General features: G+C 74.4%; 11 protein-coding genes and 1 pseudogene. 3 read left to right on the plus strand and 9 right to left on the minus strand.

Annotated features, from left to right (window positions below; translation table 11 throughout):
* Nucleotides 1-26: 26 nt before the first annotated feature.
* Nucleotides 27-431 (plus strand): DUF6855 family protein, encoded by a 405-nt coding sequence (locus IW245_RS14965; protein WP_197003783.1) that lies wholly within the window; start codon nucleotides 27-29, stop codon nucleotides 429-431.
* On the opposite strand, the gene IW245_RS14970 is transcribed toward IW245_RS14965, so the two are convergent.
* The 6 genes from IW245_RS14970 to IW245_RS14995 are packed head-to-tail and all read right to left on the minus strand — an operon-like array spanning nucleotide 421 to nucleotide 18,264.
* A complete protein-coding gene (locus IW245_RS14970) occupies nucleotides 421-1,797 on the minus strand; it encodes a condensation domain-containing protein (protein ID WP_197003784.1) in 1,377 nt (458 codons plus the stop codon). The two genes, IW245_RS14965 and IW245_RS14970, sit on opposite strands and share 11 nt — an antisense overlap.
* Nucleotides 1,794-2,039 carry a phosphopantetheine-binding protein gene (locus IW245_RS14975; protein WP_197003785.1) on the minus strand — a complete coding sequence of 82 codons (246 nt, stop codon included), beginning with the start codon at nucleotides 2,037-2,039 and terminating at the stop codon, nucleotides 1,794-1,796. The genes IW245_RS14970 and IW245_RS14975 overlap by 4 nt, the downstream gene beginning before the upstream one ends.
* The gene (locus IW245_RS14980; protein ID WP_197003786.1) at nucleotides 2,036-5,167 is read right to left on the minus strand and encodes a non-ribosomal peptide synthetase; all 3,132 of its coding nucleotides are present in this window, start codon (nucleotides 5,165-5,167) and stop codon (nucleotides 2,036-2,038) included. The genes IW245_RS14975 and IW245_RS14980 overlap by 4 nt, the downstream gene beginning before the upstream one ends.
* Complete coding sequence (locus tag IW245_RS14985; RefSeq protein ID WP_231398807.1) at nucleotides 5,164-6,654, minus strand: class I adenylate-forming enzyme family protein; 1,491 nt, start codon at nucleotides 6,652-6,654, stop codon at nucleotides 5,164-5,166. The genes IW245_RS14980 and IW245_RS14985 overlap by 4 nt, the downstream gene beginning before the upstream one ends.
* Nucleotides 6,651-12,122: a non-ribosomal peptide synthetase/MFS transporter gene (locus tag IW245_RS14990; RefSeq protein WP_197003787.1), complete on the minus strand. Its 5,472-nt coding sequence runs from the start codon at nucleotides 12,120-12,122 to the stop codon at nucleotides 6,651-6,653. The genes IW245_RS14985 and IW245_RS14990 overlap by 4 nt, the downstream gene beginning before the upstream one ends.
* Complete coding sequence (locus IW245_RS14995; protein ID WP_197003788.1) at nucleotides 12,115-18,264, minus strand: non-ribosomal peptide synthetase; 6,150 nt, start codon at nucleotides 18,262-18,264, stop codon at nucleotides 12,115-12,117. The genes IW245_RS14990 and IW245_RS14995 overlap by 8 nt, the downstream gene beginning before the upstream one ends.
* A gap of 311 nt (nucleotides 18,265-18,575) precedes the next feature.
* Between IW245_RS14995 and IW245_RS15000 the strand changes: the two genes are divergently transcribed.
* Nucleotides 18,576-18,986 carry an STAS domain-containing protein gene (locus IW245_RS15000; protein ID WP_197003789.1) on the plus strand — a complete coding sequence of 137 codons (411 nt, stop codon included), beginning with the start codon at nucleotides 18,576-18,578 and terminating at the stop codon, nucleotides 18,984-18,986.
* Between the two features lie 6 nt (nucleotides 18,987-18,992).
* Here IW245_RS15000 and IW245_RS15005 read toward each other — a convergent pair whose 3' ends face one another.
* Together IW245_RS15005 and IW245_RS15010 are read right to left on the minus strand one after the other, a co-directional pair.
* Complete coding sequence (locus IW245_RS15005; RefSeq protein ID WP_197003790.1) at nucleotides 18,993-19,262, minus strand: DUF3040 domain-containing protein; 270 nt, start codon at nucleotides 19,260-19,262, stop codon at nucleotides 18,993-18,995.
* A gap of 163 nt (nucleotides 19,263-19,425) precedes the next feature.
* A complete protein-coding gene (locus IW245_RS15010; protein ID WP_197003791.1) occupies nucleotides 19,426-20,964 on the minus strand; it encodes an MFS transporter in 1,539 nt (512 codons plus the stop codon).
* 87 nt (nucleotides 20,965-21,051) lie between these two features.
* On the opposite strand from IW245_RS15010, the gene IW245_RS15015 reads away from it, so the two are divergent.
* Nucleotides 21,052-21,825, plus strand: coding sequence for a TetR/AcrR family transcriptional regulator (locus IW245_RS15015; protein WP_197003792.1), 774 nt, complete (start codon nucleotides 21,052-21,054; stop codon nucleotides 21,823-21,825).
* Between the two features lie 297 nt (nucleotides 21,826-22,122).
* Here the strand turns inward: IW245_RS15015 and IW245_RS42690 are convergent.
* A pseudogene (locus tag IW245_RS42690) lies at nucleotides 22,123-22,236 on the minus strand (ClpX C4-type zinc finger protein); the annotation flags it as partial.
* Between the last annotated feature and the right edge of the window lie 28 nt (nucleotides 22,237-22,264).

The following is a 22,264-nucleotide window of genomic DNA, read 5'->3' on the forward strand; positions in this document are numbered from 1 at the left end:
GGCCGGGCGGGACTAGATTGGGCGGCATGGGATCTGGTACCCGGGACGATCCGTGGCAGCTGACCACCCCGCCGGGCAAGGCCGGCTACGAGATGTGGCGCGACGAGGCGGCCGACCCGCCGGCCCTCGTCTGCCAGGTCGGCGGCACCCAGCTGCGCTACCACCTGCGGGCCGTCGAGGACCTGCACGCCATGCTCGTGGCGCACGGGGACTGGATGGACCTCGGCGGCACCGACGAGCAGAAGGACGCGCCCGAAGGCACGGTCGAGGCGTGGGGCCGCTCGGCCGACAACCCGGTCGGCGGCTGGTACGGGCTGAAGAAGGGGCTGCGGGGCCGGTTCGGGGTGTACCTGCCGCCGCTGTTGGAGGCGTTGGGCCTCGCCGAGGTCACCCACGAGGCCCGCAACAACCGGATGCGCGCTACGTCCTGACCGCCCTGCCGTCCCGGGCGACGGCGTGCGACAGCAGAGCGGGAAGCTCCGCCATCGGCACGTCCCGGAACGCCGCCTCCACCAGTAGCCGCTCCAGCGCCCACAGGAACCGCTCGATCAGCTCCGGCGGCAGGTACGCCGTGTCCCCGGTCAACGACACTCCCAACCGCCCCGGCTCCCCCTCCACGTGCAGGCAGAACCGGCACGCCAGCTGATCGAGCCGCTTCGACCAGACCACCGTCGTCTCCGCCATCGCCGCGCGGACCAGGTCCTCCCCCGGCGGCGGCCCGGAGAACCCGGCCAGGTCGGCGAAGCGCACGTCGTTGAAGCAGCAGTACGGATGCACGGGCTCGCCCCGTTCCACGCCGATCCCCGCGACGGCCGCGTCGAGGGCCACCTGGTCGTAGCTGGCGTGCCGGAACGCCGACAAGGCCGCCTGCCAGCCGGGGCGCAGCAGCTCGCCGAACGTCGCCGCCTCCAGGTCCAGGACGAACAGGCCGTCCTGGGCGAGGGTGGTGACCATGTCGCGGTCGGCGGCGGCGAACCGGTTGTTGACGATCGGCATCATCGCGCACACCCGCTGGCCGGTGACCGCCCCGACCAGGGCCGCCGCGGCCGTCATCAGCACAGTGGAGCTGCTCGCGCCGTGCCGCGTGGCCAGCAGCCGGGCCGCGTGGTCGGCGGCCCGGGAGGTGAGCAGGGCGCACCAGTACGGCTGCTCGCGCGGTGCGGCGCGGCGCTCGGCGAACATCGTCGGCGGCACGCGGCGCAGGCCCGTCGTCCAGTGGCTCAGGGCGGCGCGGCCCGCCCGCCGGCCCGCCGGGGACAACTGGTGGCCGGCGAGGTCGTAGGGCTGGCGGCCGGGCGGGGTGTGCAGGACGCCGCGCAGCAGGAGCAGCCGCAGGTCGCGCACGACCACGTCCGCGCCATTGCCGTCCGCGGCGAGGTGGCAGAAGACGACTATCACGGTACTGACGAGCCCGTCGCCGACCAGCAACGCCACCCGCACCGGCCACTCGGCCGGATAGTCGAACGTGTCGGCCTCCAGCCGGTCGCGGACCGCCTCCGGGTTCTCGGAGTCGGCCAGTTCCAGCACGTCCAGCTCCCCTGCGGCGCTGATCCGCTGGCGCGGTTCGCCGTCGGACACCGGGAACACGGTGCGCAGGGACTCGTGCCGGGCCACGAGGTCGGCGACCGCCCGGCGCGCCCGTTCGACGGGTACCGGCGTGCGCAGCCGCAGGATCCGGCCGAAGTTGAAGAAGTGGTCCCCGGGGACGGTGCGCATGATGGCGTTCCAGATCGCCCGCTGGCCCCAGGTGAGCGGGGCGTCGCCCGCGCGCCCGCCCTGGAACGTCACCCTGGTCACCGCTGGTCCGCCCGGGCGGTCACGTGCTCGACGAGTCCGTCGAGGGTGTGCAGGAACGTCGCGTCCGCGTCGAGGTCGAGGGCCAGGCCGTAGCGGTCCTCCACGGCGTCCACGAGGCGGAGAATGGTCAGGGACGTCACGCCGATGTCCGGCAGACTGTCGGCGGCCAGTACCTCCGCCCGGCTGACCTCGCCGTCGCTGGCTGCGCTGACCAGGGCGGCGAGCTCGTCTCGTACCGTCATCGGGGGTCCTTCCGTTCGATGGCCGCGACCACCCCGGCGATGGTGGGGGTGTCGTAGAAGACGTCGAGGGCGACGTCGGCGCCCAGCCGTTTGCGGATCCGGGCGGAGATCTGGGTGATGGTCAGGGAGTGGCCACCGAGATCGAACAGGTCCTCGTCGGAGCCGATGTCGCCGACGCGCAGCACCTCCTGCCAGATGGCGCGCACGGTGTCCAGCACGGACGCCACTCCGGAGGTGTCGGGTGGCACCAAGGCCGTGCGGGGCGCGGCCGTGGCGACGCGGGGCGGGGCCGGGAGCGCCGCGCGGTCGAGTTTGCCGTTCGGGGTCAACGGCAGGGCCGGCAGCGCGACGAACACGCCCGGCACCATCGGCGCCGGCAGTACCCCGGACAGCCGGGTCCGCAGCTCCTCGGCCGTGGCGGCCCCCACCGTGTAGCCGACGAGCGTGTCGCCGCGGACCGCCACCGCCGCGCCGGTCACCCCGGGACAGCCGAGGAGGCACGCCTCGACCTCGCCGGGTTCGATCCGGTGGCCGCGCAGTTTGATCTGGTCGTCGAGGCGGCCGAGGAACACGAGGTTCCCGTCGGGGCGACGCCGGGCGAGGTCGCCGGTGCGGTACAGCCGCGCGCCTCCCACCGTCGCGAAACGTTCGGCGGTCAGGTCGGGGCGCCGGTGGTAGCCGCGCGCCAGGCCGGTGCCGCCGATCCACACCTCTCCGGGGGTACCGTCGGGCACCGGCCGGCGTTCCTCGTCGAGCAGCTGAACCGTGGTGTTCGCGATCGGGGTACCGATCGTGACGTCCCCGGGATCGTCGACCTCCGCGAGAGTCGACCACACGGTCGTCTCCGTCGGTCCGTACACGTTGAGGAGTCGGCGCACACGGGGCCTCAGCTCCCGGGCCAGAGCCGACGGGAGCGCCTCGCCGCCACACAGGGCGACCAGGGTCGCACCCCCCGGCGCGGCGTCGATCGGGTCGGTCGTGCCGGGGTCGGTTTCGCCGAGGCCGGCGTCGAGGAGCATGCGCCAGCCGGACGGGGTGGCCTGGGCGACCGTGACCCGCTCGTCGCCGATCAGGCGGACGACCGCCGCGCCGTCGCGGGCGTCGCCCTCCGGCACGAGAACGACCCGGTCGCCGCCGACGAGGGGACAGAGGAGTTCCAGGATCGAGATGTCGAAGGACAGCGACGTCCAGGCCAGCCAGGTGTCGCCGGTGACAGTGGTGCGCATGGCCGCCAGGAGGTTGGCCAGGGCGCGGTGCTCGATCACGACGCCCTTGGGGCGGCCGGTGGAGCCCGAGGTGTACAGAACGTAGGCCACGTCGTCGGGCCCCGGAATGACAGCGGGCGCCTCCGAGGACGGTCCGGCGGAGTCCGCTGGTCCGTCGACATCGGCCGCATTGTCGAGGTCGGGGCTGGCGAAGTCCTCGACGAGCACCGTGACCGGGTGGGTGGCTTCGGGTTGCGCCACCGTCGGGGCGAGGTCACGGGAGGTCAGGAGGACCGGTGCGCCGCAGTCGGCGAGGATCAGGGCCTGGCGTTCGGCCGGGTAGCCGGGGTCGACCGGGACGTACGCGCCGCCGGCCCGCCACACCGCGAGCACCGCGACGAGCAGGTCCACGGAGCGGGGCAGCCGGATCGCGACCAGGGTGCCGGTCCGCATGCCGGCCGTGCGGAGCCTGCGGCCGAGGTCGCGGCTGGCGGCGTCCAGTCCGGCGTAGCTGAACCGGTGTTCTCCGCAGGACGCGGCCGGCGCGTCGGGGCTGGCCGCGAGCTGTTTGTCGAAGGCGTCGAGCACCGTGTCGTACGGCAGGTCGACGGACGGGCCGTGCTCCCCAGGGGACGGGCCGGCGAGCGGGGCGTCGGTCGACCGTGCAGTGACGGGTGTGGTGGCCAGCGGCAGGTCCGCGACGGCGACGGTCGGGTCCGCCACGGCCGCCATGAGCAGGGTGCGCAGGTCCGCGGCGATCCCGGCCGCCGCTGCGCCGTCCAGGACGGCGGGGTCGTGGCGCAGGCTCACGGACAGTCCGGGGTGGTGGTCGAGGATCTGCAGGTGCAGGGGGTTGCGGGCCGCGCCGCAGAACACCATCCGGTCCACTGTGGCCCGGACGACGCCGGGGAACTCCGGGTCCGCGGGCGCCGCACGGTAGCTGACCGAGACCGGGGCCATCGCCGCCCGGGGCGCGAGCCGGCCGACCGCCCGGGCGAGGGGCACGGTGCGGTGCGGGTAGAGCGCCCGCAGCGCCGCCCGGCCGGTCGTGACGACGTCGGCGAAGGAGTCCGTCGCGGCGGCCGGGGCGGTCACGGGCAGCTCGTTGACGTACAGGCCGATCTGGTCGCGTTGCTCCGGCGTGCGGGTGGACAGGTCGACGGCGACGGTCGGGGCCGGGTTGCCGTACCGGGCGAGGAGCGCGCGCACCGCGCCCAACAGCACCTCGAACCGGGTGACGCCGAGGGTGCGGGCCGTCCCGGCGAGGGCGTGGTCGAGGTCCGCGCTGATCGGCACGTCCAGGGCCCCGCCCTCCCGCGGACCCGTTCCGGCCGCGGCGGGCGGCACGCCGGGCAGGACGACGCCGGCGGGTTCGCGCCACCGCCCGGCCCAGAACTCCCGGGCCGCCGCCACCTGACGCCCGGAAACCCCCGCATGCCCGAGGTCTGACCGTGGCGAGTCACCGGGCTGCGGCCCCGCGCCGGTGCGGTGGGCGTAGGACGAGGCGAGGGTCGCGGCCAGCAGGTCCTTCGAGTGGCCGTCGAACACCACGTGGTGGACCACGACGACCAGGAGGTGGTGGTCGGGGGCCACGACCAGGGTGAACCTGGCCAGGGGCCCGGATTCGAGGTCGAAGGGCCGGCGGATCTCGGCGGCCACGACCGCGGCCGGGTCCGCCCCGGCGAGCAGCGTCACGTCCGGCGGGACGAGCGCGGGGACCAGCAGAGGCTCCCCGTCGTGGTCGCGCAGGGCCAGGCCCAGCGCCGGGTGCGCGGCGACCGCGTCCCGGCACGCCCCGAGCATCGCGTCCGGGTCGAGGACGCCGTCGAAGCGGATGGTCAGGGCCAGGTGGTGCGCCGGGCCGCCGTACCCGGCGCGTTCGGTGATCCAGAGGCCGTGCTGGGCGGCGGTGGGCGTCGTCAACGTCGGGGCTCCCGTTCCGGTAGCAGGGTGCGGAGTTCCCGCTTGAGAACCTTGCCGCCGGCGTTGCGCGGCAGGGCGTCGAGCACGAGCAGGCGGGTCGGCAGCTCGTGCTCGGCGAGGTGGTCGGCAAGGAACCCGCGCACCGCCCGGAGCGTGAGCTCCGCCGGGCCGTGGGCGTTCGGGCCGGACCCTTTTCGGGGTACGACGGCCGCGGCGAGCACCATGCCGAGCACCGGATGGTCCACCCCGAACACCGCGGCCTCGACCACGTCCGGGTGCTCGTGCAACGCGGCCTCCACCTGCAGCGTGGACACCTTGAACGCCCCGGACTTCACGACGTCGGAGTCCCTGTCGACGAGGTGCAGGTACCCGTCGGGGTCGAGGTAGCCGAGGTCGCCCATCCGGACCCAGCCGGATCGGAACACGTCCCCGCTCGCAGCCGGGTCGCCGAAGTAGGCGCGCGGCACGGGCGAGCGCAGCCACACCTCGCCGACCTGGCCGGCCGGCAGGGGCGTGCCGTCGGGGTCGGCGATCCGCAGGTCCCCGGCGGCGGCCCGACCGAGGGAGGCGGGCCGGGTGGGGTCGAAGACCATGGTGGTCTGGGCGGGGGCCGCCTCGGTGGAGGTGTAGTAGTTGACGATCGTCGCGTTGGGCAGCGCCTCGGAGAGTTCCCTGGCCACAGCGGGCGGAAGGGCGGCTGCGGTGGAGCCGAGGAGCAGGACGCAGGACAGGTCGTGGCGTTCGTGGGCGCGGGCCGACAGGAGTTCGATGGCCATCGCCGGGACGACGAACACGGAGCCGACCTCGTACTCGGCGATCAGGCGGGCGAAACGGCCCGGGGTGAACCGGCCGAGCACCAGGGCCGTCGGGTGCGCGTTGAGGGCGTTGAGCAGCATGGCCTGCCCGGCGTTGGTGCCGATCGGGAAGGCGTGCAGGAAGTGCTCGGAGTGGCCGAGCGGGCGGCGGCGGGGGTCGGTGGCGAAGCCCAGGGTCAGGTTGGCGTGGCTGGCCGCGACGGCTTTGGGCCGGCCCGTGGTGCCGGAGGTGTACAGCAACTGCGCGAGATCCCCGGTCGGGCCGGGGGCCAGCGGCGCGGTCGGCCCGGCGTCCAGACCCTCGAACGGCAGCGCCCAATGCACCCCCTCCGGTGGAGCGAGTTCCCGGCCGTGCACGACCGCCGCCGCCCCGCTGTGCTCCAGCACGTGCCGGATCTCGGCCCGCCCGATCCGGTCAGACACCGGCACCGCGACCCCGCGGGCGGCGAGCACCCCGCAGTACGCGACGGCGTAGTCGATCCACTCGCCGCCGGCGAACGGCAGCACGACCCGCTGGCCGGGCGCCAGGCCCCGCTCGACCAGCGCCCGCGCGACCGCCCCGGACCGGACCGCCCAGTCGGCGAACGTCAGGGTGCGCGCGCCGTGCCGGATGGCCACCTTGTCGGGGCGCTCGGCGGCGCGGGCGGCCAGTACCCCCGGAATGGTCGTCATCGGTGTCGCTCCGCGAGCCTGCGCTGCCGGGCCTCGAATCCGACCAGGTCGTCGGGTCGGGCGTCGGGCACCTCGTCGTCGAACCGGGCGAGCGCGCCGAGCCGGCGGGACACCAGGACGTGGGCGGCGATGACGACGGCGAACAGCGGGTACATCAGGGCGATGCCCCGGCCGGGTCCGACGCCGATCACCGCGCCGACAGTGGACGCCAGCGCGCCGTCCGGGGCCATCAGCGGCTCCAGGAACCTGCTCGTGTAGGGCGCGACCAGCAGCCAGCCGACCGGCAGCGTCGACCAGGCGATGACGGTGTTGAGGGCGAACACCCGGCCGTGGAAGCGCTGCGGCACCTTGACCAGCACGACCGTGGCGTAGATCCCGTTCACCATGGTGATCCACATGCTCATGCCGAACCCGCCGACGGCGATCACCCACACGGTCGGGTGCAGGCCGGTGACCGCGCCGAACACGGCCAGGCCCAGTGCGCACAGCAGCATCGTGGCGACCCTGCGGTGCCGGGGCCCGCCCCAGGCGGTCATCACCAGGCCGCCGAGGAACGCCCCTGCCCCGGAAGCGACCGCCACGTGCGACACGTCGACGAGGTCGCCGAAGGACAGCACCAGCGGGGTGACCATGATGAACAGCGGGGCGAGCACGATGTTGAGCAGCGCGAAGAAGCCGAGGATGGCGCGGAAGCCGCGCTGGCCCCAGGAGTACCGCAGGCCGCCCATGATCTCCTGTCCGAGGGACTCCCGCCGGCTCCAGGCCATGGTGCGCGGGAACCGGACGCAGGACACGACGACGATGGCGAACGCGTAGCTCGCGACGTCGAAGACCAGGATGCCGCCGAGGCCGATCCAGGCCATCAACCCCGCTGCGCAGAGGGGTACGAGCACCGCCGACACCCCGCCGAACATCTGCAGCACCCCGTTGGCGTGCCCCAGGTACTGCTTGGGCACCAGTTGCGCGGTGGCCGACCCGTACGCGAGCCGCTGGAACGTCAACGACACCGACAGGCAGACGATGAGCGCGTACAGGTGCCAGACCTGCAGGCCGCCGGTCCACACCAGCACGCCGAGCAGCAGTTGGATGCCGCCGGCCGCGCAGTCGCCGAGCAGCATGACCTTCCGCCGGCTGATCCGGTCGACCACCGCGCCGGCGACCGGGGCGACGAGCAGCCCCGGGATGAGGCCGAGCGCGGCGAACAGGGTGAACTGCCCGAGCGACCCGGTCTTCTGCAGGATCCAGATCGGCACGGCGAACTCGGTGAGCGCCGAGCCGAGGATCGAGGCCAGCTGGCCGATCGCGATCATCAGGAACCGGCGCATGCTGGGCTGCGGCCCGACGGGTACGACGGCCGACGTGGAGTGCGACCTGTCCTCCCGCCACCAGCCGGCCTCCTCGCCCCGGTCCGCCCGGGTGAGCGGCAGGTCGAGGTGCGCGGTGGTGACGATCTCGGCGAGTTCGGCGGCCCGGTACTTCAGGAAGAAGTGCCCGGCCTCCTCCAGCACCACGAGCGCCGCGTCGTCGGTGAGGAAGTGCCACTCGCGGAAGCGTTCCTGGTAGTAGTCGGTGGCCGGGTCGCGTTCGCCGGCCACCGACACGATCGGGGCGCGCAGCCGGAACGCCTCGTCGCCGAACAGCCCGGTGAAGTACGCCTCGGCGTTGCGGGAGTCGCGGCGCATGTTGGCGATGATCTGGCGGGCCTGGGCCGGTTCGATGTCGCCCATGTCCACGCCGAGGGACGTCAGCCAGTTGATGTCGCCCTGGTCGGAGCGCAGCCCCTCGAGTTGCGCGATCGCCGACAGCCTGCTCATCAGCCCCTTCGGCCGGGCGAACGGGAAGATCGCCCCGATGTAGACGGCGTCGAGGTCGCGTCCGGCGGCCTCCAGGCGGCGGGCGATCTCGACGGTCAGCGCGGAGCCGACCCCGCAGTGCCCGTACAGCACCACGGGGCCGGTGACCCGGTCCTGGATCTCGGCGACGCACCGGGCCGCGAGGTCGGCGAACGGGACCGCCTGCTCGTCGAGGCCCACGTCGTGGCCGGGGATGGCGATGGAGAACAGCCGGTGGCCGGGGGGCAGGGCGTCGGCGAGGGGCTGGTAGACGACGGCGCTGCCGCCGCCGTACGGGACGCAGACGTAGGTGAGCTGCGGGGCCCTCATCGGGCGGGTGAGTTCGTGCAGCAGCTGGCGGGGGCCGCGTTCGTCGGGCGGGACGTCCACGTAGCCGGCCAGGTCGGCGATCGTGCGGTACCGGAACAGGTCCATCACGGACACGCCCGCGCCGACCTCCTTGCGGAGCCGGGCGACGACCTGGGTGGCGAGCAGCGAGTGCCCGCCGAGGTCGAAGAAGTCGTCGTCGACGCCGACCTTGTCGAGCCGGAGGATGGCCGCCCAGATGCCGGCGATCAGGGTCTCGGTGGGGGTGCGCGGTGCGGTGAACACGCTCGCCGCGTCCCGGCCGGTGACCGGGGCCGGCAGCCGGGACCGGTCGAGCTTCCCGCTCGGTGAGAGCGGCAGAGCTTCGACGGGTACGTACGCGCCCGGCACCAACTGGTCCGGTAGGCGGCTCTTCAGGGCGGCCCGCAGTTCCGGGCCGGTGGCGTCGCCCACGATCCACGCGACGAGCCGGTCGTCGCGCACCCCGGCCGCCGCGTCGCGCACCCCGGGCAGCGCGCGCAGGGCCGCCTCGACCTCGCCGAGTTCGATCCGCATGCCGCGCAGCTTGACCTGGTCGTCGATCCGGCCGAGGAAGTCCACGGTGCCGTCGGGGCGCCACGCGGCCAGGTCACCGGTGCGGTACAACCGGCCGAACGGGCTGTCGACGAACCGTTCGGCGGTCAGTTCGGGGCGGTTCCAGTAGCCCCGGGCGAGGCCGACGCCGGCCAGGTGCAGCTCGCCGGGGACGCCGATCGGGGCCGGGTCGCCGTGCGCGTCGAGGACGTACACCCGGATGTTCTGGATCGGTCCTCCGATCGGCACCCGGGACAGGCCGGCCAGGGCCTCACGCGTACACCGCCAGGCCGTGACCTCCACCGACGCCTCGGTGGGGCCGTAGAGGTTGTGCAGCTCGGCCGGCAGGGTCGCCAGGCAGCGCCGGGCGAGGTCGACGGGCAGTTCCTCGCCGCTGCAGATGATCCGGCGCAGCTTTCCGGTGTCCGCGCGGGTCTCGGCGACCTCGACGGCGTCCAGGAACAGGGCCAGCATCGACGGCACGAAGTGCGTGACCGTGACGCCCGCTGAGGAGATCAGTTCCCGGAGGTACTCGGGGTCGCGGTGCCCGCCGGGCCGGGCCAGCACGAGCCGCGCCCCGCTGACCAGCGGCCAGAAGAACTCCCACACCGACACGTCGAAACTCGCCGGGGTCTTCTGCAGCACCGCGTCGGAGCCGTCGAGCGGGTAGGTCCGCTGGATCCAGTCGAGCCGGTTGACGATGCCCCGGTGGGTGTTCACGACCCCCTTGGGCCGGCCCGTCGAGCCGGACGTGTAGACGCAGTACGCGGCGGTGTCAGCCGTGGCGAGGTCGGGCAGCGCCGCCCCGTCCCGGCGGGACCCGACGGCCAGATCCTCCAGGTACAGGGTCGTCGGGCCGGTCAGGGTGCCCTTGCGCTGGGTCAGCAGCACCGGAACCGCCGCGTCGGCCAGCATGAACGCCAACCGCTCCGGCGGGTACTCCGGATCCAGCGGCACGTACGCGCCACCGGACTTGAGCACCCCGACCAGCCCGGCGACCAGTTCGAGGGACCGTTCGGCGCACACCCCGACCAGGGTCTCCGGCCCGACGCCGAACAGCCGCAACCGACGGGCGATCCGGTTGGACCACGCGTCGAGTTCGGCATACGTGAGGGTCCGGCCCTCGCACTGCACGGCCACCGCGTCCGGGGTCCGCACCACCTGGGCGGCGATGAGCCCGTGCAGGGTGGCGGCGTCCGGGAACGGCACCGTCGTCGCGTTGAACGTCTCCAGGGTCAGGGTGCGTTCCGCCGGGGTCATCAGGTCCAGGCGGGCGACCGGGGCGGTGGGGTCGGCGACGACGAGCCGCAGCAGCCGGTCGAAGTGGCCCGCCATCCGCTCCACCGTCGCCGGGTCGAACAGGTCCACGTTGTACGTGAGGGACACCGCCAGGCCCTCGGCCTCCTCGGCGACGTAGAGCTCCAGGTCGACCCGGGTGGCGACGGCACGCCAGCCGTGCCCGGAGACGGCCAGCCCGCCGGGAGCCGCCGGCCTGCCCGGGTCGGCGTAGTTCTGCACCGCGAACAGGACCTGGAACAGCGGCGACCGCGCCGGATCCCTGGGCAGCCGCAGAGCGCTGACGAGACGCTCGAACGGCAGGCCCTGGTGGGCGAACGCGTCCAGCGCCGTCTCCCGCGCGCGCCCGAGCAGCGCGACGAAGTCCGGCTCCCCGGCCAGGTCGCAGCGCATCGTGAGGGTGTTGACGAACATCCCGACGAGGGGCTCCAGCTCGCGGTGCGACCGCCCGGCGACCGGGGTACCGACGGCCAGGTCGGTGCAGCCGGCGTACCGGCCCAGCAGCGCCCCCCACGCGGCGAGCAGCGTCATGTACAGCGTCGCGCCGTGCGCCCGGCCGAGTTCCCGGAGCGCGACGGTCAGGTCGGCGTCGACCTGGAAGCCATGCGCGGCCCCGCCGAAGGTCTGCTCGGCCGGCCGGGGGCGATCGGTGGGCAGCGCGAGGGGCTCCAGGCCGGTGAGCTGGGCCCGCCAGTAGTCGAGGTCCCCGGCCTCGGTGTCGGCGGTCCCGCGCTGCCATGCCGCGTAGTCGCCGTACTGCACGGCGGGATCCGGCACCGGTGACGGGTCGCCGACCGCGAACGCCGCGTAGTCCGCGAACACCTCGGCCGTGAGCACGTCCACCGACCACCCGTCGCAGGCGATGTGGTGCACGGTCAACACGAGCACGTGCTCGTCCGGCCCGACCTCGACGAGCAGTGCCCGCAGCACCGGCCCGTCGGCCAGGTCGAACGGCTCGGTGGCGGCCCCGGCGATCAAAACGTCCAGTTCCACGACGTCCCCGCCCGGGCCGGCCACGCCGCCCACGCCGGCCACCGGGGGCCCGCCGGCCGCCCCGGGCCCGGTGGAGTCTCCGCGCACGACCGCCCGGCGCAGCTCCACCGGCCCGGCCGGCTCGACGCGCGCGACGGCCCGGCCGTCCTCCGTGGCCGGGTACCGGGTCCGCAGCACCTCGTGCCGCGCGACGAGCGCGTCCAGCGCCCGCCCGAGCGCGTCGACGTCCAACGCCCCGACGATCCGTCGCACCACCGGAATCGTGTACGCGGCCGTGCCCGGCGCGAGCTGCTCCATGAACCACACCCGCTCCTGCGCGTACGACAGCGGCGGGGCCGTACCCGGCGCGCGGCGCGGGACCGCATCCGCCGTCGCCGTGCGTGCCCCCAGGAGGCGGCGTTCCAGCAGCGCGCGTTTCGCGGCCGAGAGCTCGGACACCTCAGACATGCGGTCCTCCCTGGAGCAGCAGCTCCGCCTCCTCGTCGGAGAGCGCGTCGAGCTGGGCGACGATCAGGGCCTCGACGACTGTGGCGAGACCGGCGACGGTGGGGTGCGCGAACAGGGTCCGGACGGTCACGTCCAGCTCGGCGGCCCGCAGCCGGGCGACGACCCGCACGGCGAGCAGCGAGTGCCCGCCGAGGGCGAAGAAGTCGTCGTCGGCCCCGATGCCGTCGAGCCCGAGCACCTCGCCCCAGATGCTGGCGACCAGCTCCTCGGCTGCCGTCCCGGGCGCCCGGCCGGGTGCCGGCGGGGCCGGGGCCGGCAGGGCGCGGCGGTCCAGCTTGCCGTTGCCGGTCAGCGGCAACCGGGCGAGGGCGACGAACGCCGTGGGCACCATGTGTCCGGGCAGCGTGGCCGCCAGGTGCGCGCGCAGCTCGGCGTCCGCGACGTCGCCGACGACGTAGCCGACGAGCGCCCCGTCCCGGACGGCCGCCACCGCCGCCGACACCCCCGGATGGCCGAGGAGCCGGGCCTCGACCTCGCCGAGTTCGATCCGGTGGCCGCGGACCTTCACCTGGTCGTCGAGCCGGCCGAGGAACTCGAGCTGGCCGTCGCCGGTCCACCGGGCCCGGTCCCCGGTGCGGTACGTCCGCTCGCCGTCGAGGGTGACGAACCGGTGCGCGGTCAGCTCGGGCGCACCGACGTACCCGTCGGCGAGGCCGACACCCCCCACGACCAGTTCCCCGGGTACGCCCGGGGCCGCCAGCCGCCCGGCCTCGTCCCGCACGGACACGGTGGTCCCACCGACCGGCCGGCCGATCGGTGGCCGGCCGCCGGAGCCGGTCGCCGTGCCGGTCAGGTCCGTGGCCGTCGCGATGACGGTGGCCTCCGTGGGCCCGTACGTGTTGACCAGCCGCACCTGGGGGAACCGTCGCCGCCACACCGCCACCGCGTCGCCCCGGACCGCGTCCGCCCCGAGGATGACGAGCCGCAGGCCGGCCGGCCAGTCCACAGCGTCGAGTCCCGCGACGAGTTCGTGCCAGTACGGCGTCGGCAGGTCCAGGACCGTCACGTCCCGCCCGGCCGGCGAGGCCAGCAGCTCCGGCAGCGCCGTGCCGCCGCCGCGCAGGACGAGCAGGCACGCCCCGGCCGCGAGCGCCGGCCAGATCTCCTCGGCGTGGGTGTCGAAGCCGACCGACGCGAACTGCGGGATCCGGTCGGCCGGGGTCAGCGCGTACGCCTCGACCATCCAGGCGACCCGGGCGGCGAGGGCCGCGTGTCCGACGAGGACGCCCTTGGGCCGCCCGGTCGACCCGGACGTGTAGATGACATAGGCGAGAGGCCCCGATGCGCCGCCGTCCGCCGGGCCGGAGACGGCGTCCTCGACGACGACGGTCCGGGGGAAGCGGGCGCGCCACCGCTCGTGGGTGACGACCAGCGCCGCCCCGCTGTCGGTCACCATGTGTTCCAGCCGGGCCGCCGGATAGTCCGGATCCAGCGGCAGGTACCCGCCGCCGGCCTTCCACACCGCGACGAGCGCCACGACCAGGTCGGCGGACCGCTCCAGACAGACCCCGACGACGGCGCCGGCGCGCACGCCGTCGGCCACCAGCACCCGTGCCAGCCCGGCCGCCCGGCGGTCCAGTTCCCGGTAGCTGAGGGTCCGGCCGCCGTCGACCACGGCCGGCGCGTCCGGCCGGGCGGCGACCCGTTCGGCGAACAGGTCCAGCGCCGTGCGCGCCCCGGAGACCAGCGGGCCGGTGCCGACCGTGGTCAGCCAGGCCCGTTCCACCGCGGTCGGTCCGACCAGTGTGGACAGTCGGACCCCGGGATCGGAGGCCACGGCCACCAGGAGACGCTCCAGGCGGGCGGCCAGGGTGCCGGCCGTGGCGGGGTCGAACAGGTCCACCCGGTAGCCGAGGCTCAGGTTCAACGCGTCCGGTTCCCGCCAGGCCTCCAGCGCCAGGTCGGTCTTGACGGCCCGGTACCCGGTGTCGAAGCCGTCGAGGAGCACCCCCGGTGGCGGCTGCGCCGGTACCCCCGAATTCTGGTTGTGCAGCACGAGCATGGTCTGAAACAGCGGAGTCCGGCTCAGGTCCCGGTCGGGCCGCAGCCCGGCGGCGAGCCGCTCGAACGGGATGTCCTGGTGGGTGAACGCGTCCAGGACGGCCGCCCGGGTTCTGGCCAGCAGCTCGCGGAACGTCGGGTCCCCGGACAGGTCCCCGCGCAGCACCAGCGTGTTGAGCAGGTAGCCGATCATCGGTTCGAGTTCGACCCGGTCACGGCCGGCGACCGGCGAGCCGACGCAGATGTCGTCCTGGCCGGCGTGCCGGGCCAGCAGCGTCTGCCACGCGGCGAGCAGCAGCATGAACAGGGTGCAGCCCTCGGCGCGGGCGACGGCCTCCAGGTCGGCGGCGAGCGCGGCCGGCAGGCGCAGCCCGACGGCGTCGCCGGTCGAGTCGGGAGCCGTGGTCCGTGGCCGGTCGGTGGCCAGGTCCAGCACGGGCGGATCCGCGAGCTGGGCGGACCAGTAGGCCAGTGCCGCGCCGTCGGGCCGTGCCCGCTGCCAGTGCGCGTAATCCGGGTACTGCACCGCCAGCGCCCCGGCCGCCGCACTCCCCCCGAGCTGGGCGAGCAGCTCCGCCAGGAACACGTTCACCGACACCCCGTCGGCGACGATGTGATGCACGACGAGACACAGCACGTACTCGTCGTCGGCGAGCCGCAGCACGGTCACCCGCAGGAGCGGCCCACTGGCCAGGTCGAACGTCCCGTTGGTCCGCTCGGCCACCAGCTCCCGCGCCCACCCCTCCCGATCGGCTGCCCGACCGGCTCCTAACCCCCCGGTGCCGGGATCGGGCCAGTCGGCGGTCAGCCGTCCGGTCAGGTCGATTCGTTCGGCGCGGAACGGCGCGGGCGGGTCGACGATCGCCCGGGGCCCGTCCGGGCCGGCCACGAACCGGGTCCGCAGGCTCGCGTGCCGGCCCACGATCGCCGTCAACGCCCGGTCCAGCAGGTCGGCGTCGAGCGGCCCGCGCCACCGCCGCGCCGCGCACATCGTGTACGCCGGATCCCCCGGATCGAGCTGGTCGAGGAACCACAACCGCTCCTGCCCGTACGACAGCACCAGCTCGGCGTCCGCCGGCCGGACCGGAATCGGCTCCGCGCCACCGGCCAGCCCGTCCACGACCCGCGCCAGCCCCTCGACCGTGGGGTGGGCGAACAGTTCCCGGATCGGCACCTCCCTGCCGGCGGCGGCCCGCAACCGGGCGACGACCCGCACGGCGTGCAGGGAGTGTCCGCCGAGGGCGAAGAAGTCGTCGTCGGCCCCGACCCCGCTCGCGCCGAGCAGGTCGGCCCAGATCCCGGCGATCAGCTCCTCGGTCCCGGCGGCCGGGGTCCGGCCCGCCGGCCGGGGCGCCGGCGCCGGCAGGGCGCGGACGTCGACCTTGCCTGCCGGAGTCAGCGGCAGCGCCCCGACGACGACCACGGCCGACGGCACGAGATGCGCCGGCAACAGCCGCCCGGCGAATTCCCGCAGCTCCTCTCCCGTCACGGCCCCCACGCCGAGCGGTTGCACGACGTAGGCGACGAGCGCGCCGTCGCGGACCACGACAGCCGCCTGGGCCACGGCCGGGTGTTCGCGCAGCCTGGCCGCCACCTCCCCCGGCTCGACCCGGTGCCCGCGGACCTTCACCTGGTCGTCGAGCCGGACGCGGAACTCCAGTTGCCCGTCGGGCCGCCACAAGGCCCGGTCGCCGGTGCGGTAGTACCGCTCGCCGTCGATGTCGACGAACCGCGCGGCCGTGAGGTCGGGATCGTCGAGGTAGCCGTCGGCCAGTCCCGCCCCGCCGAGGTGCAGTTCGCCCGGCACCCCGGGCGGGGTCAGCCGCCCGGCGGCGTCGAGCACCAGCACCCGGGTGCCGCCGAGCGGCCGCCCGATCGGCGGACGGCCACCCACGCCACCGGCGGAAAGCTCGGCGGACGTCGCGATGACCGTGGCCTCGGTCGGGCCGTACGTGTTCACCAGCCGGATCCCCGGGAACCTCGCCAGCCACGCCGCCACCGCCGCCCCGTCCACCTGCTCCCCGCCGAGGATCACCAGCCGCAACGCCGCCGGCCAGGCGACGTCGTCGAGGTGCGCGACGAGTTCGTGCCAGTACGCGGTCGGCAGGTCCAGCACCGTGGTGTCCGCGAGTCCGGGCAGCGCGTCGGTCAGGGTGCGCGGCCCCTCGGGCAGCACGACGACGGTCCCGCCGGCGACGAGGGTCGGCCAGATCTCCTCCGCGTGCGTGTCGAACGCGACGGAGGCGAACTGCACCACCCGGTCGTGCGGCCCGAGCCCGTAGGCGGGGACCATCCACGCGACGCGGGCGGCCAGGGCCGGGTGTCCGACGACGACGCCCTTGGGCCGGCCGGTGGACCCGGAGGTGTGCAGCACGTACGCCGCCCCCGGCCGCGCGCGCCGCCCGGCGACGGGCCGCACCCCGTCGCCGGTGACCAGGGCGGCGACTCCGGCGTCGGCGACGATCTCCGCGCGCCGGTCGGCCGGGTGCCCAGGATCGAGGGGCACGTACCCGGCCCCGCACCGCCACGCGGCCAGCAGCGCCGCGACGAGCTCGACGGACCGGGGCAGACACACGGCCACCAGGTCGCCGGGGATCACCCCGGCGGCGCGCAGCTCGCGGGCGTGGGCGTCGGCCAGGGCGGACAGTTGCGCGTACGTCCACGTGATCGCCCCGCACCGGACGGCGGCGCGGTCCGGGTGGGCCGACACGGACCGCGCCACCTGCTCCGGTACCCCCGACAAGGGTGGCAGGTCCTCGCCCTCGCCCCAGGAGAGCAGCCGGGCGCGCTCGGCCGCGCCCACCATCGGCAGGGCGGAGATCCGGCACGCCGGGTCGGCGAGGATCCCGGCCAGCAGGGTGGCCCACCGGTCGGCGAGCGCGGCGACGGTCTCCGACCGGAACAGGTCGGTGCTGTAGGCGAAGCCGACGTCGAGGCGGTCGGGGCTGACGAACACGTCGAGGGACAGGTCGAACTTCACGTGCTGGTCGCCGGGGTCGCCGTCCACGCCGGGGAAGCCGGGGCCGGCCCGGCCGCCGAACAACGCGGCGTCCACGTCGGGGTCGGTGCGGTGGAACCCGAACATCGTCTGGAACAGCGGCGTGCGGCTCGAGTCCCGGTCGACGCCTGGCTCGGCCACGAGGCGTTCGAACGGCAGCGCCGGATGGGCCATCGCCGCCAGGAACGACGACCGGGTCGCGGCCAGCACCTCGACGAACGTCGGGTCGCCGGACAGGTCGGCGCGCACGACGACGGCCGACGTGAAGTACCCGATCAGCGGCTCGAGGTCCACGTCGTCGCGGCCGAGCACCGGCGTGCCGACGCACACGTCGGTCTGCCCGGTGTGCCGCGCCAACAGGATCTGGTACGCGGCGAGCAGCACCACGAACGGCGTGCACCGCCGCTGCCGGGCCAGCCGCCCGACGGCCTCGAACGTGCCGGCCGGCATGGTCCGGTGCACGAACGCGCCCCGCGAGGACCGCACCGCCGGGCGGGGCAGGTCGGTGGGCAGGTCGAGGACGGGCGGATCGGCGAGCCGGTCCCGCCAGTACCCGAAGGACGGCCCGTCGTCGCGGGCCCGCTCGGCCCGTGCGTGGTCGGTGAAGGTGGTCGGCAGCGGGGCGGGGGCGCCCCCGTCGTAGAGGGTCGCCAGCTCGGACAGCAGCACCCCCATCGACCAGCCGTCGGCCACGATGTGGTGCAGGACGAGGCACAGCACGTGCTCCTCTGGCCCAAGCCGGAGCACGCTGACCCGGAACAGTGGCCCCCGGGCCAGGTCGAACCGCGTGTTGGTGCGCGCGGCGGCCAGCGCGTACGCCTCGGCCTCCGTCGCGTCCACCAGCTCGACCTCGACCGGTCCCGGTGCGGCCACCCGCTGGACCGGCTCGCCGTCGACCTCAGGGAACGTGGTGCGCAACGGCTCGTGCCGGGCGACGATCGCGGTGAACGCCCGGGTCAGCGCGTCGAGGTCCAGGGGCCCGTACACCCGACTGACCTGGTTGATCGTGTACGCGGGGTCGCCCGGGTCCAGCCGGTCGAGGAACCAGAGCCGTTCCTGGGCCAGGGTGAGCGGTGCGGTCACGATCGGTCCCCTCAGTGCTCGGCGTCCTCGGCCTGAGTCACCGTAGGGCCTGCCCGAAGAAACAGTCAAGAGTCTTAACTAAAGATTCCGTCCACTGTCGACCACATCTCATCCATTATGGACCGAACGGGGCGTGACCGCCCCGACAGACCGGGACAGACAGGACGGGTCGCCAGGCCCTGGCCCGGCGGATCGCGGGAGCCTCACCGCCGGGTGGCCAGGCCCCGACCGGGCCGATCCTCCCGGTGCGGCGGCCGGGCCCGGGCGGGCCGGATCCCTGCCGGAGCGCCGCCGGCCGATAGAGTCGGGAGGTGGCGCAGTGGGGAATCGACGAGACAGGGCTCACGATCGGCTTCGACGACCGCGACGGGTGCCGGGTGCTCACCCTCACCGGCGTGATGGACCTGGCCATGCTCGGCGCCCAGGAACGCGAACTCATCGGCCTCGCCTCGGGCGCGCCGGGCCGGGCCACGGTGATCGACCTGTCCGGGGTGCAGTTCTGCGACTCGACCGGACTGGGCGTGCTGGTGCGAGCGGCCAAGTCCCTGTGGGAGCTGGGCGGGTCGCTCTGCCTGGCGGCGGCGCAGCCGTGGGTCCAGAAGATCATCGTGACCAGTGGCATGCACCTGGCGATCCCGCTGCACCCGACGCCGGAGTCCGCCCGCGCGGCGGCCATCGCCGCCGTGGCCCGGCTCGACGCCGACGAAACCCCGACGGGCTGAGCCCGACTACCGCCGCTCGACGGCCTTCCGACGCCGACTGGCCCACCACGCGGCGAGCGCCAGGAGGAGGCCGAGCAGCAGCGCCGGCATGACCGAGGGCCAGTGCCCGCGCAGGCCCAGGGTGGGGATCGCGACGCTGGCCACCACGTACCCGACGAGAATCCAGATCCAGGCGCGGGGCCGCGGCCGGCGCATCCGCGCGACGAACCGGGGATCCTCCGCCTCCAGCCGGCGCTCGATGGCCTCGAGCCGGCGCCTGTCGTCCTGATTGAGCATCGCTGTTCCCCCACACCCCGGAAACCGATTCACATTGCGTCCTCTACCCCCTTCAGGGTCCCACCAACCGCCGCCCACGTCACCCGCTCTGTTGCGCCAGTACCGGATTCCCCGGCAAAAGGGGGCCCGACGGATCCGCCGGGCCCCGTTCGCGCGCCGCCGGCTACGACGATGCGGCCGTCAGCACCTTCTCGGGCGCGGGGACACCGGCCGGGCGCTGCCGGAGCCAGACGTAGGCCGCCACCGCCCCGACCAGCGCGATCGCCGCGCACACCCGGGCACCGTTGTCCATCGCCGCCGTGAACGCGTGGTCGGCGGCGGTGAGCAGTTCGGCGGACCGCCCCGGGGGCAGGTGCCCTGCGACGATGTGCGCCGAGGTCAGGTCGTCGGCGGCGCGGGCCGGGGCCCCGGGCAGATCCGAGGCGAGTCCGGACCGGTATCCGGCGGAGACGACGCTGCCGACGACGGCGATGCCCAGTACCCCGCCGAGTTCGCGGACCACGCTGTTGATGGCGCTGGCCGAAGGCGCCTTCTCCCTGGGCAGGGCCGCGACGGTCGACTCGCTGGCCGGCGCCATGATCAGGCCCATGCCCGCGCCGGTCAGCCCCATGGTCACGGCGAGCAGGGCGAACGGGGTGTCCACCGTGGTCAGCGACAGGCCGCCGAGGCCGAGGGCCATCACCGCCAGGCCGGCCGTGATCGTGTACCGGGTGCCGAACCGCGCCACGACCAGGTTGCTGGTCCCCGCCGTCGCCGCCATCGCCACCGCGAACGGCAGCGCGCCGAGCCCTGCCTGCAACGGGCTGTAGCCGTGCACCAGTTGGAGGTACTGGGTGTAGACGAACAGGGCGCCGAACAGGGCGAAGAACGTGACGGCGAGTACCAGGCTGGCGGTGCTGAACGCGCGGTGCGCGAACATGCGGATGTCGACCATCGGCTGGCTCGCGAACAGTTCCCAGACCGTGAACGCCGCGAGCAGGACCGCGGCCAGCGCGGCCTCGCCGAGGGTGGGCGCCGACAGCCAGCCGCGTTCGGGGCCGTGCACGATCGCGTCCACGAGCGCCCCGAGGCCGGCGACGGACAGCAACAGGCCCGGCACGTCGAACCGGCCACCGCGACGCCCCGGCAGGGCGGGGACCAGGGCCAGGGCGCCGAGGAGCGCGACCCCGACGAGGGGCACGTTCACCCAGAACACGCTGCCCCAGGCGAAGTGGTCGAGGAGCAGCCCGCCGAGGACGGGGCCGACGACGATGCCGATCCCGGCCGTCGCCGACCACACCGCGATGGCCTTCGGGCGCTCGCGGGGACCGAACAGCGCCACGATCATGGACAGCGTCGCCGGCATGACGAAGGCGGCGCCGAAGCCCATCAGCGCGCGGTACCCGATGAGTTGGGTCGTGGTCGTCGCGGTCGCCGCGGCGACGGACCCGGCGGCGAAGACCACCAGGCCCGCGACGAGCGCGCGGCGGGGACCGAACCGGGCGCCCAGGCCGCCGGCGACGATCAGCATCGACGCGAACACCAGGGTGTACGCGTTGTTGATCCACTGCAGGTCGGCAGTGGAGGCCCGCAGCGCCCGGGCAAGGGCCGGCAGCGCCGTGTTGAGCACGGTGTTGTCGATGGTCGTGACGATGAGGGAGGTGCAGAGTACGGCCAGCGCTGGCCAGCGGCGGGGGTGTCCCGCTTCCTCGTGGGCGTGCACGCCAATCTCCTAACGTTCGTAACTTTACAACTGTTAACCGATGCGGGGGACGCTAGCATCTCGCCTAACACGTGTAAAGTCATGGCGGTGAAGACCGAAGAGGCGCGGGGACGCAACCGCAACCGGCGCGGCGAGGGCGACCTGCTCCGGGGCGAGATCCTGCGCGGCGCCACGGCGATCATCGTGCGGACCGGTTCCGACGAGGCGGTGACCCTGCGCTCGGTGGCCCGCGAGGTGGGCATCTCCGCCCCGTCGATCTACGCGCACTTCCCCGACCGGGACGCGATCGTCGCCGCGGTGGTCGAGGAGGCGTTCGCGCAGCTCGGCGAGACGGTGCGCACGGCGGCGGACGAGTACGCCGACCCGGTGGCCAGCCTGGTCGCCGGGTGCGCGGCGTATGTCGGATTCGGAACCCGGGAGGCTGCCCGCTACCAGGTGCTGTTCGGCTGGGCCCGACCGAAGGCCGAGTCCGCCTCCGAGCCGGCCCCCGAAGCCGGTGACGACGGCGGACCTGTCGGGAAAGACGGCGTCGCGCCAGGCTCGGAAGACGGTGACGGCCTGGCGCCAGGCTCCGGCGACGGAGACGCGGACGCCGCGGGGGAACCCGACGCGCCGGCCGACCGCGTCGTGACCGACCTCGGCGGCTTCGAGCGCCTCGTCGACAATCTGAACCGGTGCGTCGCCGCCGGCCGTTCGGCGAGCACCGACCCGTTCGCGGACGCCGTCGCGATCTGGACCGCGCTGCACGGCCAGGTCGTGCTGCGCGCCCATCTGCCACACTTTCCCTGGCCGCCGACCGACGGGGTCGAGCAGGTGGTGCTCCGCCTGGCCCGGATCACCGACCCACCGACCGGCCCCTGACGTCCCGCCGGTCGCCGGGTCCGCGGCGTCGCGGACCGGCCGCGCGCCCCGGCCCCGTTCCCGCTACTCCTCGCCGGAGAACCGCTCCCACGCCGACTGCCGACTGATCCCCAACGCCTCCCCGATCCGCGCCCAGGTCACCGACCGCCCCCGCAGCCGCCGGACCCGGTCGTGCACCGCGACGTCGACCTGGCCGCGGGACGCCTCGATCCGCGCCACGTCGGCCAGCAGCTCCTCGTCGTTCTTCCCGTCCAACGGCGGGAACGACGGCGTCGGCCTACCGGCCAGCACCAGGGCGCACAGGTCGACGCACTCGTCACAGATGTAGACCCCGGGGCCCGCAACGATCTGCGCGGTCTCCCCCTCCCGTTTCCCACAGAACGAACACCGCACCGCATCGGTGGACACCATCGCACTCTCCCGTCGCCCCGTCAGGACT

It is taken from the genome of Longispora fulva, assembly GCF_015751905.1.
GTDB lineage: Bacteria > Actinomycetota > Actinomycetes > Mycobacteriales > Micromonosporaceae > Longispora > Longispora fulva.